This is a genomic window from Candidatus Neomarinimicrobiota bacterium (assembly GCA_021157965.1).
Taxonomy (GTDB): domain Bacteria; phylum Fidelibacterota; class Fidelibacteria; order Fidelibacterales; family Fidelibacteraceae; genus Fidelibacter.
The window spans coordinates 53,426-69,083 of the sequence record JAGGVO010000047.1; the positions used below are offsets into that span (position 1 = coordinate 53,426).

Here is a 15,658-nt window from a genome sequence, read left to right on the forward strand (position 1 = left end):
GGGCTTTTGTAAATAGGATATTTCATATATATTGAAGGCTCAATTTTATGGAGACACCATTTCAAATAGTTTCACTCCCTTTTCAAAGCCACAACCCCAATATATTCTCTCCTTGATTCATACGCCCGGAATCAATAACGTCAAGCCATGAATAGCACACATCCCAAAATCCTGCTTCATACCTGCTGTGCCCCGTGTGCCACGGCTTCAACACTTCGTTTGTTAAAAGATGACTATGATGTGACCTTTTTTTTCAGTAATTCAAACATTTTTCCCCGGGAAGAGTATGAAAAGCGCCTGGAAAATGCCCGGAAACTGGCGGATATTTTGCATCTTCCACTGATTGAAGACGATTATGATCACACGTCTTGGCGGCAGTGGATTCGTGGACTTGAAAGAGAACCGGAACGTGGCAAACGCTGTGAAAAATGTTTTCAATACAGTCTTAAACGAACTTCCAATAAAGCGAAAAAACTGAATATCCCCTTTATTACCACCACATTAACTATCAGTCCTTATAAAATTTCCCCTGTCATTTTCCGTATCGGCCGCCAATTTCCAGGTTTTGTGGAATACAATTTTAAAAAGAAAGACGGCTATAAAGAAAGCATCCGGCTCAGCCGTAAATGGGATTTATACCGGCAAAATTATTGCGGGTGTGAATTTTCTATGAAAGTACCGGGCAAAAAGTAAAGAGTATTAAGTTAAAGTTCTGAGTTTTGAGTCTTGTGTTTTGGATTTTGAAATTGGAATTAAAAGAAAAGGGGCGAACTAAGTTCGCCCCTTTGTGTATTTCCGAAAACCAAAGTCCTGAATTCATCATCCAATTCAGAATTATTTCAGCAGTGTCATATTCCGAACTTTTACGACATTGCCTGCTTTCATCCGATAAATGTAAGATCCGGATGCTACTTTTCTGCCGTTCATATCGGTTCCATCCCAAACAAAGGAATGTTTTCCTGCATTCAGATGTGAATTAACCAGTACTTTCACTTCTTTTCCGGTAATGTCATAGATAGCAAGTTTCACGTGTTCAGCTGTTGGAATATTAATGGATAACGTGGTGGACGGGTTGAAGGGGTTGGGGAAGTTTTGTTCAAGTGTATAGGCAAAAGGCAGTAAGGGATTGTTTTGATCGATACTGTTTGCAATTTGCGGATCCATGACAATAATGGGATAAGAGATATGATCGACAAAGGGCGCCACACCTTCATCATAGGGCACACTTGATGTATAGACAACTTCAAGGTATTCATCATCGTCCATATTGGCCACATCAATCACATCCCAAAAGCCGGCGTCACCATAGGCTGTATCGACAAATGAAAGTTCCCAATTATCGGGGGATGTAATATCTCCGCCTTTATGAGAGAGAAAGAAAATCATGGCATTGGGCGGACCGGAATATCTGGAACCGAACACAAAGTCCAGATTTCCATCTGCATCAATATCACCGTGTGAACCACCACACAGACGTCCACCGTTAAGATAAGGTTCTGTACCTATATCAAAAAGTGCAGTCCTTTTCAATGTATCTGCTTCTTCCTGAAGAAGCCAGAGGTGACGGGTATTATCTCCGTAATAATACTCACCGGTAATGGCTTCTTTTGTCCCATCCTTATCGATATCTGCCGTTTGTACAGCCCGGAAGGAAATACCACCCGGCAAGGGAGATAATTCGGAATATTCCCAGTCACTACCATTCCAGGTTGTCTTACTGATCACCACTTCGTCAAACGTATAGAAGGATGGTTCAATCACAGCCACATCCCATTTATTATCTCCACCGTAGGTGAAATCATGAGGTGTCGCTTCGATTTCCCAAGTTTCTGAGCCATCTCCCGCATCCGGAACATCACTGACTGTGATAACACCAAAATTGTATCCACTGTCGTTTCCTTTACGGTCGGCAAAGATGATCCGCTTGACACCATCTCCTTTGATATCTGCAATGTCCATATCAAAAATGCGGAGGTTCACATTATCCTGATCCACGATAGTCCAGGCTGCATTCGGGGCATAACCGCCTGCTCCGTCGTCAACACCGAACAGATCCGAATCACCCCCTTGATGTTCGTAAATCAGAATTCTGTATGGATTCGTTTCTGTCGAGAAATTATTGACAACTGACCAGATGAGTTCCATTTTACCATCACCATCTAAATCATCCAACAGAAGCGGTGGCCAGGTATTCTGGGCATCTACAGGAGCCACTGCACTCCAGACGACTTCCCAGTCTGTTCCATTATTTTCCAGTTTGTAAATACGTGGTACCAGCTCATCTGCTGTGTCATTCCAGTTATCATTCACGAGGTAAATTTCTCGTTTACCATCTCCATCAACATCCTCTCCGGCAACCATATCCCCTGTACCACCATTGTTCAATGCCGAATCGGGCATTGAAATTTCCTGCACACGGGAAAAATCAATTGCGAAAAGGGAGGTTGTCACGAAAAGAGCCAGGATCACTACGCTAACAATTCGTTTCATTTGTTTCTCCTTTTCTCGTTTTCTTTTTCATCTTTAATATAACCTTTTTTAAAAGGATATACCCAGCGAAAACCGGTGACTGCTGGTTAGCAGTCCCAAATCAGAATATGCATAATCAATACAGAGGGTTGTCCAATCCATCAACGCCATCCGGAGTCCGGCACCCAGGGTGAGTCCGCCTTCATCTGCAGCAAATTTATAACCGCCCCGGAGGGACACCATTTCCCGAAAAGCATATTCAAACCCCAGATTGTACTGTTCCAGGTTGTTGTTAGGATGAATCATATCCCCTGCAACCGTCAATCTGTGTTCTGTTTTATCCATCAGATTGGCACTTGTGCCAAAACGAAACATCACCGGAAGAGAGTATTTCTCAAATTCTTTGGGAACCTGGGGAACGGGCAGATAAGACTGCTGATCGGAATAATCGATGTAATCCCCGCTGAAACGGATTTCCGGGCCGAAGTGCATAATCGACATTCCCAATTTCAGTCCGTGAAAACCGGTCCGGTAAATGGATCCCAAATCCAGGGACCAGGCACTGTAACCATGGTCCAGATACTCTTCACGAACCAGTTTCCCGGTTAATCCTACAGAAACGTGATCTGTGAGATAACGGGCATAGGAGAGTCCCAGCGTATAGTTGGACAATGAGAAAAATTCTCCCGTTCCGTTGGGGGCATCCAAAGAGGTGATTTCCATATCATCTGTCATCAGATAGATGGAGCTGACTGCGAACGTTCCCACATTTCCAAGGCTCATGGACAGAGCCGCTCCTCCGAAAGCCATATCCGCCGGCCATTGGGTTTGGGTAACGAAGAGTTGATTTTTTCCTCCGTCCACCAGTCCGGCAGGATTCCAGAAAACGGCTTCGGCCCCGGAAGCACCGGTTGTATAGGCTTCACCCATACCGGCTCCCTTTGCACCCATGCCGATTTCCATAAATTGTCCCACGACAGTTCCCACAGGTGCGAAGGTTTCACCCGGAGTCACCGTTACCGTGAACAAAATCAGCAGGATAAGCATCAACGATTTATTTTGCATAATTCTATCCTCTTTTTCGCATTACCGGACAACGACAAATTTACCGACTTTTGTCCCCAGGGATGGTGAATCAACTACATACATATAGATACCCGGGGCTGCTTCCTGATCATTCCGGGTTAACAGATCCCATTCGGCAACAGAATCCCTGGCATCGGGGTACCCTTCGCCGACACGGACAGTTTCACCGGCATGAATTTCATCTACAAAATCCCCATCTATGGTAAAGATTTTAATAGTAGCATCGGCAGGCAGATTGATGAACTGCAATCGGTGTTCCCAGGGATTGGCACTACTGGGAATCCGGTTATTCCATATCGCACTGCCCACATAGGGATTGGGAACAACTTTAACATCATCCAGATTTTCCGTCGCAACCGGTGTGGCAGGCGAAACAGGATAAAAAGCATTTGGATCCCGCATGGATGTCGCCTGTACTCCAATGGGCGGATCCGTGATTTCAATACTGACCGATTGGACCGTATAGTAATAATCAAACCCGAATTTTACATCGCTGTCGAAGATTTGATACACGGATGCTTTTTTCCCCAGCGGCGGCGGCCAGTTGTCGTTTACCATAAAGGTATCAATGGTGACCCAGAGCAGGTCGCCGGTTGCCGTTTTTTCGCTGGCTTTATAGGCAATATATCCGGCAAAATTTGGATGAGATTCGGGAGAATCATCCCATATAAGATTCACACCCTGGAACCCGCCGGCTTCATCCACCACTTCCTGCACCTCCACATTGGGTGCCGGAGGAATCAATTCATCAATAGGAATATCATAATCATGATCGACCATATATTGTGCCATCTTCATGATATTGACAAATTCCACCAGGCTGTACACCCCTCCGCTATCCGGATCACTGCCCACAGCCAGGGCCGTTGTGACTTTCAACGTGTCTCCAGCTTTAAATACATCCATGGGCCCAAAGGTCAGGATACCCCGGTAATCAAGGGGATAAGGGAGATTGTTACGGGGATCAATAAGCAGGTTCTCAAAAGAAGGATCCGAAATCATTCTGTCCCATGTTTCCTGGTCAGTACCGGGATCGTTATAAATGTGACAGGTATGAAAAGAATGAGGTTTCAGCTTGGGCTCTGTTTTTAAAATTTTCAAACCCAGAACTCCGGGTGTCTGCAGCGTTCCATCCTCCGCCGGATTACCAAAGTCGTCCGGATGGCCGTCAAAGGCATCATATTCCGGATTATCCCCGTCGAACATCATGATCATGGAGCTGTCAATATCATCCATGCTTAAACCGTGATCCCGTCCCTTCATCTGGGGGAAGGCTTCGATCCAATCCCAATCCACACCATTACTTACAACATGATCATCCTGATTGGAAAAGCGGTATTCAGCACCCCAGTGGGGAAGCTTGCTCACATCTCCGTCAAAACGGATGGTAAAATAGAAGTCATCCAGATCCCTGTCTGTATCGGGATATCCGTCTCCATCCGTATCAATCCCCACATTAATAATATCATATTCATAGATGATAAAATCGGAAGCAAAATCAGCACTCCAGGCATAAGTCCGCTCAATCACTTTCACACCAAGGGGAAAGTGGTTGCTTGCCAGGGGCGCATTGACATCATAATACTCGGTATAGGATTCCTGTTCAGCCTTTTTGGCATCTTCACCGGTATACATGGTGACAGGAGCGAGGGGAGAAAACTCCTGATCATCTCCCTGTGTGGAATGAAATTCTCCGTCAACAAAAGCAGACAACCAGATGGTGCCCCTGTACAGATAGGAATTCCCTGTTCCACCGGGATAATCACAGGATGGTGTCCTGTCGGTATAGGCATCATCACCCATATAGCTAAAGTTAGTGATCCGGTTCCACAAGACACCGATTTTGTGCCAGTCCCAATCCGATTCCACGATGGGACTTTCAGCAGCATAGGCATTTTTCCGCATAAGAAAGTGATTTTTTTCGGCATCTGCGCCATAAAGAACCGGACTCATGAGCAATATCAGCACCAGTACCGTTGATAATATTTTATATTGTTTCATGATCATTCATGACCTCCCGTTCACTGAGGGGTTATCAAAACTGGACGGACATTCCAAAACGGAATTGCCGTTCATTACTATAGACCTGCGGACTCCGGGTCATTTCGCCGGAGAGCTCATTATACCGGATGATTGACGGATCATCATATAGCTCATAATACCTGGCGTTGCCTATCCAGTCCACATTTTGCCTGTTCATCAGGTTGAACACATCCATAAAGACCTGTAAATCGGCAAAACCGACATCGAATGTCCGGTTGATGCGCAAATCCAGGTTTGCAGTCCAGGGCATTCTGGCATCGTTGGGAACACTGGAGTTATAGGATGTATATGGCAGACCGCTGCCGTATTTAAAGAGCAGGTTTGCCCGCCAGTTTCTGAGAAGGGCATTAAATTTTTTCGAAGACGCCAACGTCAGTGTCGCATTTACGGTGTGTGTCTGATCATACCCGAGGATATTCATTCGCTTAGCACTGTCGTACTCACCGGCACCTTCCGTATAGGATGTACTCCGTCCCTTCGCGACAGAAAAGGTGTAGTTGGCACTAAAACCCCAACCATCATTCAGTCTTTTCTGAAGAGCAAATTCAAGTCCCTTGATGTTTGCATAATCGGCATTCTGAAAAATCCGCACTTCAGTCCCCTGCAATTTCCGCAGAACGAACTTGTAATTATCAATCAGATTGGTCACGTCCTTCACATAACCGGTCACTGAGGCTTTCAAATCCGGTGTAAACAGGTGTTCAAGGCCGATATCATAAGCGACTGTTTTCTCGGGTTTCAAATTGGGATTTCCCACCCAGTTACCTGCTTTTGTCAAGCCGGTATACGTGTGATTTCTGTAGAGAAAGTAGGCGTCAGGACGCTGGAAATAGTGGCCGTATGTAAAATGCAGAACCGTCCTGTCCGTGATGGGGTGAGATATACCCAGTCTGGGACTCAGCTGATGATGGGGATCGGGAGATACGGGATCATTAAGGACGGGCGTGCCAAGTGAATCCAATGTTGAGAAAGGTTCTTCGAAATTCGAGGGATAATAAATCGGGTCACCCCATCCATTGGGATTGAAATAATCATAGCGCAGACCGATAAGGGCGATCAATCCTTCAAATTCCATCTTATCCTGGGTATAGATTCCCAGATCGATGGTATTTTCATTCCACTTATCTTTCCGGGGAAACGAGGGACCCAGGGTCCAACTGATATTTTCGACATCGGACTCATGGAGATTGAGTTCAAATCCGGTCTTAACCAGATGGTTGCGGGTTACCTGGCTTACAAGGTCCCCTTTGAGAGTCCGGGAAACCGATTCCTGGTGTCTGTATCCCGGATCATCACCGCGAATCCACCAGTAATTATCTTCCCTTTCCCGGTAGATGGGATGAGGGCCTTCTTTACTGACATCCCATTCCAGATCCTCTTCCGTATCACCGTCTCCATCCCGGTCATCTACGTCCGGTGTGGCATAATGATATTGGGAAAAGAAATTCTGAAAACGGAGTTCATAATATGTTTTAGAACTCAGAGTATGGGTCCATACGAGATACATGTTGTTGCTCTCTTTGGCATAATTCCACAGGTAGTCCTGCATGCCGCCCACATAGTATTCCTGAATTTTATCATACACCCTCCCATTGACGGAATCAAGACTGACAGGCGTGATTTTCCCTTGTTCGTCGCTATAGTCGTTGGGATTGTTCACATAATTATAGATTACCAACAGGCTGTCGTCTGCTTCAGTATATTCATACTTTTGAATAGGATAATCACCTTCCGGTCCATATTTGGAAGCAGGAAGATAGAACTGATCCCATTCTGAGGAAGAATAAAGACCGCCAATTGCCAGTTTTGTATTTTTAGTGGGTTTGAATGTGAGTTTCCCCTGAAAATTATTGCTGTAGGAATTTTGGTTTATCATATAGCTCTGGCTTCGGTCAGTTACGTCGGCTGAGACAAAAAAGGTTGCGGGACCTTCAAATATTTTTTCCGTAAAGGGAATGGGACCACTCAGGCTGAACTGATACAGTTGTTCCAGCTTATGCTGGTATTTGGTTCCATAGAGGAGAGAATCCACATGGACCGTATCTACGCCACCACCGGTCAGTGAATCATAACGGGTATGAACATCATAGGTTCCCAGCCATGTCTCCCGTTCACCCATCAGGGCTTCATTGACGGCCGTACCAAGACTTGTAGTCGTCACTTTAAAAAGGCCTTTGAGTTTTGAGCTCCCTTCTTTCATTGCCAGATTGAGAACACCGGACTGTACATTACCGTATTCGGCACTGAAACCACCAAGAGTTACTTCCAGTTCCTGAATACTCTGTTCAGGGATATTCGCCGTAAAACCACCAAGATCACCGGAGTATTTACCGGCAGGATCCCGTACGGGGATTCCGTCAACCAGGACCAGCACTTCACCGCTTCGGCCTCCCCGGAAATTGTTACCGACCACACCGGCCTGATTACGGGCAATATCACGGAAATTTTCAATGGGTTGCATGGTGATATCTTCACTGGATACCGAGTGGCGGGACGTGAATTCATCTTTCTTCAACAGGGGACGCTCCGCAACAACGATAACCTCACCTGTTCTCAGCGCTTCGGTCGTCATTTGAAAATCAATGGTTGTTGTAAGTCCCATGCTCACCTGGATATCCTGAACAGTTACAGGTGCATATCCGATCATGGACGAGCGAATTGTATAGTCGCCCGGCGGAACGTTCAGAATTACATAAAATCCGTTCTCGTCTGTTGCTGCCCCCATGGTGGTACCTTCCAGAAAGACATTCACCCCGGCCAGGGGCTGCCCCGTACCGGCATCTGTGACTGTCCCGACAATTTTTCCGGCAGTACTTGCCCATGCCATGGTTCCGGTAACACAGATTAAAACGACGATTGCCATAATAAACTTTCGCATTGACATCCTCCGTTTAGGATTCAATTTTATACCATCTACATGTGGCTCTCCATGTGGTTCTCCACTCTGGCACAAAACAATTGTTTATGTTTCTAAATAGTCAGGAATCATCAAATGGCAATATAGCTGATGAGATTTTAAAATTCTACAAATAAATAATTTTTTTCATTGAGATTGATGAAATAATATCGTCGTCTTATCCTTTTAAACAATGATCAATACCCGACAATACATGCCTTATATCAGTCTTCCATCCCATAATAAATCCAAAGTTTTAACACCAACCTACTTTTATAATATCTTAAGATATTTTCATGAAATTATGATATAAATTCAGCCTTTGGACAGACAATTCATTTTAATATCGGAGGAGTTTAATTAGATTTTCAGTAAAGATTTATTAAAGATCAATGATTGGAGAACTGCCATGGCAGAATTACGAAAAGACCGTATTGAAGCAATTGATGTTTTTCGTGGATTGACTATTTTTCTCATGTTCATTGTCATCGCCATCGGGGCGGGAGGATACCGGGATCTGCCCCAAACCGGATCCTGGTTCGGAAGCCTTCCCGTTTCCACCTGGAATCATGCAGATGTTGCCTGGGAGCGTTTTGTTGAAGCCAAAACGTCTGAAAGCTTTTCGGAAGAAGAAATCAACGCCATGCCCGAAGCGGCCTTGAAAAATGTTGGACTAACTCTGACGGATTTGGTAGCTCCTTTCTTCATTTTCATAGTGGGATTATGCCTGCCCCTGAGCAGGGCAAAACACGGCCGGGAATGGTGGAATCACGTTTTGAGTCGCACGATTAAATTGATTCTGTTAGGTGTTTTATACATTAGCCTGATTCTGGGACTCTCCTGGTGGTGGGGTATCCTTCAGGCAATTGGAGTTTCTTATTTCATGGCTGCCGCAAGTCTTAAGCTGAACCGCAAAGGACGATGGATAACAGTATTTGGTGTATTGGCTTTTCACATGATGATGAGTCATTTCACGGATTGGTGGCTGAATTTCGGGAACACAAGCGAACCATTTTTCCGCATCAGTACCCTATCCGGCAATATGGCAAAACCCCTGCGGGTTCACTGCCTTCCATGGGTTTCTATTTCCTATGGTGCCTTGACCATTATCGGTGTAATGCTGGGAGAAGCTGTAGCAAGCAAAAATCCCAAACGTATTTTAGCGGATTCTTTCAGGCTGGGCGCCCTTTTTATGGCTATAGGCTATGCGATTCATAAAACAGGACTTTTAACCGGAGTCACATCCCTGAGCTTTAACAAGCCCGATGTGACAGCATCTTATGCCCTTTTTACCGCGGGTCTGGCCTGTGTTGTTTTCGGCATCCTCTACTGGATCGTGGATATTAAAAAATATAAAGGATGGATTTTTCCCTTTAAACAGCTGGGTATAAATGCTCTTCTGGCTTATTTCATGCAGATTTTTATGAGGATTTTCTTCCGGGCCCTGCACCTGGAAGCTTTCTTTGCAGGCGAACCCAATGATCAGCTGCAACAATGGGCCGGACTCTGGTCCTGGAGCGGATGGCAACACTTCTGGCTGGATAAAACAGGCTATAACGGCCTTTTCTGGGCCTTTCTGTGGAGTGTCTGCCTTTGGCTGTGTGTTTATGCCTTTAACAAGCGAAAAATTTACTGGAAATTGTAAATCAGGATGTGGAAAAACATTTTTCACAATCAGGAAATTTTACCATATTTTAGTTGAGAACGATTCTCACTTTCTGTAAAATTATAGACTGACAAACAGGGAAAACATGAGAGCTTCTGAAACCATGGAAGGAACACTTGATCTGGCCCGTTGCGGCACACTGTTGGAGATCCTGGGCATTTATGCTGAAGGGGAAATCCGGCGGCGCCTGCTGGATATGGGTCTGGTAAAAGGGGCCCGCATTCGTGTCATTCGGAAAGCGCCTTTGGGAGATCCGGTGGAAATTGATATGAACGGTTTTTTTCTGACATTGCGCCTTGAGGAAGCCAAAACCGTTAAAGTCCGCCTCCTGGAAGCCGGTCCCTTTCATCGTCATGGAGGTCCACACCACGGCCGAGGTCGCGGTATGGGTCGTGGCAGACACCGATGGTTTCATCGTTTTATTCGTTTTCCAGAGACAGATCATTCATGACATCATCCAAAGAAATCCGTGTTGCCCTGGCGGGAAATCCAAATAGTGGAAAGACATCTCTTTTTAATGTTCTTGTCGGCTCAAATCAAAGAGTCGGCAATTTTACCGGAGTGACCGTCGAAAAATATGAGGGTTTCCGGAAATACCGTGGTTATAAGATTCGTTTCACCGATCTACCCGGAACCTACAGCCTTTCGGCCTATTCCCCTGAAGAACGTGTCGCGCGAAATTTTATCCTGACGGAAAAACCCGATCTGGTTATTCACGTTGTAGATGGGACGAACCTGGAAAGAAACCTTTATCTGACCACCCAAATTATGGATCTGCATATTCCCTTCGTCATTGCTCTGAACATGTATGACGAAGTGAAAGAGAAAAATATCCACATTGATCTGACCCATCTGGAGCGTCTGTTAGGCGCTCATATTGTCCCCACGTCAGCCGTAGAAAAAACCGGAATCCAGGACCTGCTGGACCATATTGTGGACACCCGGGAAGGCACGATCACATTCCGTCCCCATAAACTCCAATACTCACAAGAGCTTAACAAACTCATCAATGATCTTGAAACAATCCTTTCCCGGGCAAAGGACCTGAATACAACCCTTCCCCACAGCTGGCTGGGAATTAAACTGCTGGAAAATGATAAAGAAGTTTATAAGCTTCTGCGGGACCATCCCATCTGGATAACCCTAAACCAGTATTTGTCAAAACATCTGGAGCCCTTTAAACATCTTACGGGAAACGATCCGGAAATTCAACTGACAGAAGAACGATACGCCTTTATCCGGGGTGCTCTTGCAGAAACCGTCCAATTTCCGGGCAAACGGAAACGCGACTTAACCGATATCCTGGATACCATCCTGATTAACCGTTTCACCGGCCTGCCCATCTTTGCCCTGATCATGTATCTGATTTTTACAGCAACATTCCGCCTGGGAGAATATCCCATGATCTGGATTGAGAATTTCTTCACCTGGATCAGTATAGGACTCAAAGATATCCTCCCCGAAACTTTGTTTCGGTCCATTCTCGTGGACGGGATTATCGCCGGTGTTGGCGGAGTCCTGGTTTTTCTGCCCAATATCCTTATTCTTTTTCTGGGGATATCTTTACTGGAAGGAACCGGCTACATGGCCCGGGCGGCTTTTGTCGTGGATAAAATCATGCACAGGGTCGGTCTCCACGGCAAATCTTTTATTCCCATGCTAACCGGCTTCGGATGCTCGGTCCCGGCCTTTATGGCTACCCGTACACTAAAGAACGATGCAGACCGGATCACCACACTTCTAATCATTCCGTTTATGAGTTGCGGGGCAAAACTTCCGGTCTATACTCTCCTGATCGGGGCTTTTTTTCCTGCCCACCATGCAGGAAAGGTCCTTTTCGGAATTTACATTTTTGGGATTCTCGTTGCGCTGGGATCAGCGGGGTTTTTCAAAAAAACTCTTTTCAAAGGGGAATCCGAACCCTTTGTTATGGAACTACCCCCGTATCGTTTGCCTACCATGCAATCCCTGCTGCTTCAAATGTGGCATAAAACCCGGATGTATATCCGCAAAGCCGCAACGGTGATCCTTGCGGCATCGATTCTTATCTGGTTTGCCGGAAATTTTCCCAAAGATAATAGCATTACCCAAAATATGAATGTCCTGAAGACACAGATCCAGGAGAAGAATCTCTCCCCTCTCGAAACATCCCAGGCATTAAAAAAAATTGAAGCGAAAGAAGAAGCCCTTCAGTTTGAACAATCTTATGCAGCCCGGCTCGGAAAGGCACTGGAACCCGCTATCAAACCTCTTGGATTTGACTGGCGAATCGGCGTGGCACTTGTCAGCGGTATCGCCGCCAAGGAAGTGGTCGTGTCCACCATGGGAACCATCTATTCCATCGGAAACCAGGCCACGGAAGAGTCTGTCTCACTCCGTGAACACCTGCGGAATGATCCGGCCTATAATGCGGCGGTGGGACTCGCACTTATGGTTTTTGTTCTCCTGTATGTCCCCTGTATCGCCGCTACGGTGATTTTCCACCGGGAAGCCGGTGCATTCAAATGGACCTTTCTTTACTTTTTCTATACAATCGGCGTGGCGTGGATTATGACTTTCCTCGTTTATCGACTGATGAATCTTATTCTTTGAGTGATGTGTTGTTTTATTGTGAGAATCTGAGAGGATTGAGTTTTCTTGCGACAACAGGATCATTAACCGTATAATTTTTCTGAATTCTTCACAAGTTTTAATCAACAGACATATTTTTTCCGATTGGTAAAAAGATGAAAGTCTTTTCGGATATAATGCTCCGTTTCACGAGATAAATTATACCAACACGACAACTGCAATAATATTATAGTTTATATATCTTATAATCTCTTAACCGCAAACCTGACTCACAACTCCAATTCAGTGCTTTTTACCCCTTATTCTTCACTCTCCAGGTATTCCACCTTCATATCCCGGTCCCACAGGTTAAAATAGAGATTTCCGCCACGCCATTCCATTTCACCGCGCTGGAAATCAACGGTTTCGCTGCGGAGCCAGGTTTTGGCGGGATAGAGAGGCGTGGAGTAGTCATCATTAACAATCAGGCGGTAAGGATCGATGCCCCCCAGGAAAAAGAATTCCATGTCCGGATCTTCAAAGGTCCGTCTGCCAAAAGATTGATCCACCGGGACCCACCCGACACCTTCAAAATAGAGTTCACCCCAGTCATGAAGATTGACGTCACCGGGATGAAGCATCCAGCCGCTTTGCCACCGGGCAGGAATGCCGTTGTACCTGCATAAGGTTAACAGAAGCAGAGTCACCTGTCCGCAATCACCACTGTTGTTCCGGATAACATAAGATGGAATATTGGGAATTGTGGAATATTCCAGCGCGCTGGCCCAGGGATAATTAACACTAATATATTTAAAGATTTTGCGGGCAATGCGTAAAGGATGAGTTTCATCTCCCACGATTAATCCGGATAATGTCTTAATCTCCGGTGTAAAACGGATGTGTGTCTCCCGTTCAGCCGTGAATTCCTGATACAGTGGACTGGTTTTATCATAGGGTTTGATCTCTTCTTCTTTTAACAGATAAACTTCAGGCCGGGTTGTGATTTCAAAAACCACATTGAATACAGTGGCTTTCCCTTCTTCCGTCATACCTTCCATATAAATGGACCTTTGAAGATGTGAATTATCTGCTATCACATACTCCTGATGACTGGTGCTGATGAGTTTGATATCTGTCTGCCGATTGTGGCCTTCCCGGGGATAGGGCATCCAGCACCGGACAATTTCACCGGCGGGTATAACATCCGGCTTAAGTTTCATGGTATAATTCAGGCGCATCCGGACCGGGGATAAGAGATTTTTCCCCGTTTCCCGGGCTTCTCTGACCATTTGGGGAATAATTCGGTTCAGGGTTTTATCCAGACTGTCCATTTCAGGATAATCTTTTGCCTTTTTCACGGCCCGGGCTTCAGGATCAATCCGGAAAAGATTGGGAACAGCATTGGCAAAATACTTCTTTTCTCCATCTATCATCATACATTCCAGCGCACCACTCGCTTCCCATTCTTCAAGCTGTTCCCGGGTTATATTGGGATAATATTTCTTTATGGCAGGAAGAATATCTTCAAGGTTTTTGTTAAAATCCAAACGAATGCGGTTCATCAGGTTTATTTGTGCTTTAAGATCCCACACCTGGCTTTCTGTCAACTCACCGGATCCAATCAACTGATGAATTCGTTTTTCCGCTTTGGCAAAATACCCTTTATCAAGATAGCTGTTTATTTTTTTATCAAACGTCTGTCCACTCAGCATGATAGACCATCCTATGAGAAAAATTAAGAGCTTTTTCATGGTTTCACCTCTCTTGATGCACATACCAATCATGATCAGCAACCGGGATGATGTATCCTTTTCCGATGGCATTCAAAACATCCCTGGCGCTGTAAAAGGTCTCGTATCGTTTTTGGTTAAAAGATGCCGCATCGGGATCCAGGCTTTCAATCTTCAGGGGACCGTCTTCATGGATCATCAGGCCGTCTCCAAGCCAGAGCCCTACATGCCAGACCCGCCAGGGTGAATCGTCTGTTGCCCGACGTCCGAAAAAAACCAGGGAAGCCGGCGGAACATTCGTCAAATCGTCCACATTTTCTGTCAGCAAATCTCCTTCCAGTACCTGTTGGGAGGCATCCCGGGGAAGAATAATCCCGTTCAGGAAAAAAACCGTTTTGATAAAACCACTGCAATCCATCATCTTTGTGGATACCCCCCCCCATAAATAAGGCATTCCCATATACCGGTAAGATGTTTCAACAATGGCTTCGGCCGTGGGTTTTCGGGAAGCCAGCCATTGATTGAAATCCATAGATTCTTTTTCAAAGACATATCCTCTGCGGCCATCAGGGAAAACAACACTGATATATCCGTTCTTCTGACCGGTTTTCACCAGGATACTGCCGGCCACGAGGTCAGACACGCGGCGGCTTTGATTATCCGGTGATGAATAAACGTAACCACAATCCTCCAGAAAAAATATCCGGGAAGATTGACGCCAGGAATCAAAGGCCTTTTCATTCATAGGCTGAACTGAACTGTTATCAATCCACCCCAGGTATCCGTCCGGTGTTTGAACATAGTAATAAGATCCCCGTTCATTTTTTTTATACAGCCGGACCGGCGTCCCCAGAATCGCCTGGGTTGCCATTTCCGCTGAATTGGAAGGCTTTACGCGAATATTTGCGACGGAAACGGTAATCACTCCCCGGCACCGGTTATCCAGCTCTTCGCTATCGGGTAATAATCTGACCTCATTGGTAAAAGAAAACCCCTTTTCCTTTAATTTTGTTTCTAATGTGACCATCGCCGAAGGCAGGTTCGTTTCACCGCGAAGCACAACACGGCCCCTTTCCCGCACCGTCGTCACGTTGAATATCGCCACCCGTTTGTCCGGCGCAAATTCCTTCCGGACAGATTCGATCATCTCAAGACTGCTGTCAAGTTCCCCACATGAAGAGATGAAGAGATTCGCAGACAACACAATCAGAAAAAAAA

The 15,658-nt window shown here is 45.6% G+C and carries 10 protein-coding genes; 4 read left to right on the plus strand and 6 right to left on the minus strand.

All coding sequences use genetic code 11. The features are described from left to right. Window positions 1–147: 147 nt before the first annotated feature. Window positions 148–693, plus strand: a complete 546-nt coding sequence (locus J7K63_07770) for an epoxyqueuosine reductase QueH (GenBank protein MCD6234917.1) — start codon at window positions 148–150, stop codon at window positions 691–693. Between the two features lie 141 nt (window positions 694–834). On the opposite strand, the gene J7K63_07775 is transcribed toward J7K63_07770, so the two are convergent. Genes J7K63_07775 through J7K63_07790 form a run of 4 tightly spaced genes read right to left on the minus strand, consistent with a single transcriptional unit; the run spans window position 835 to window position 8,425 of the window. After that, window positions 835–2,490: a VCBS repeat-containing protein gene (locus J7K63_07775; protein MCD6234918.1), complete on the minus strand. Its 1,656-nt coding sequence runs from the start codon at window positions 2,488–2,490 to the stop codon at window positions 835–837. 48 nt (window positions 2,491–2,538) lie between these two features. Then, window positions 2,539–3,534 carry a PorV/PorQ family protein gene (locus tag J7K63_07780; GenBank protein ID MCD6234919.1) on the minus strand — a complete coding sequence of 332 codons (996 nt, stop codon included), beginning with the start codon at window positions 3,532–3,534 and terminating at the stop codon, window positions 2,539–2,541. A 21-nt stretch (window positions 3,535–3,555) separates the two neighbouring features. Continuing rightward, a complete protein-coding gene (locus J7K63_07785; GenBank protein MCD6234920.1) occupies window positions 3,556–5,556 on the minus strand; it encodes a hypothetical protein in 2,001 nt (666 codons plus the stop codon). 34 nt (window positions 5,557–5,590) lie between these two features. Then, a complete protein-coding gene (locus J7K63_07790; GenBank protein ID MCD6234921.1) occupies window positions 5,591–8,425 on the minus strand; it encodes a TonB-dependent receptor in 2,835 nt (944 codons plus the stop codon). A 478-nt stretch (window positions 8,426–8,903) separates the two neighbouring features. On the opposite strand from J7K63_07790, the gene J7K63_07795 reads away from it, so the two are divergent. The 3 genes from J7K63_07795 (at window position 8,904) to feoB (ending at window position 12,752) form a co-directional block, all read left to right on the plus strand. After that, window positions 8,904–10,139 carry a DUF1624 domain-containing protein gene (locus tag J7K63_07795; protein MCD6234922.1) on the plus strand — a complete coding sequence of 412 codons (1,236 nt, stop codon included), beginning with the start codon at window positions 8,904–8,906 and terminating at the stop codon, window positions 10,137–10,139. A gap of 124 nt (window positions 10,140–10,263) precedes the next feature. Then, window positions 10,264–10,611: a ferrous iron transport protein A gene (locus J7K63_07800; GenBank protein ID MCD6234923.1), complete on the plus strand. Its 348-nt coding sequence runs from the start codon at window positions 10,264–10,266 to the stop codon at window positions 10,609–10,611. After that, window positions 10,608–12,752, plus strand: a complete 2,145-nt coding sequence (gene feoB, locus J7K63_07805) for a ferrous iron transport protein B (protein MCD6234924.1) — start codon at window positions 10,608–10,610, stop codon at window positions 12,750–12,752. Before J7K63_07800 ends, feoB begins: the two co-directional genes overlap by 4 nt. 278 nt (window positions 12,753–13,030) lie before the next feature. Here feoB and J7K63_07810 read toward each other — a convergent pair whose 3' ends face one another. Then, window positions 13,031–14,461, minus strand: a complete 1,431-nt coding sequence (locus J7K63_07810) for a transglutaminase domain-containing protein (protein MCD6234925.1) — start codon at window positions 14,459–14,461, stop codon at window positions 13,031–13,033. A 4-nt stretch (window positions 14,462–14,465) separates the two neighbouring features. Continuing rightward, window positions 14,466–15,658: C40 family peptidase (locus J7K63_07815; protein ID MCD6234926.1), on the minus strand; the 1,193-nt coding region annotated here is incomplete at its 5' end.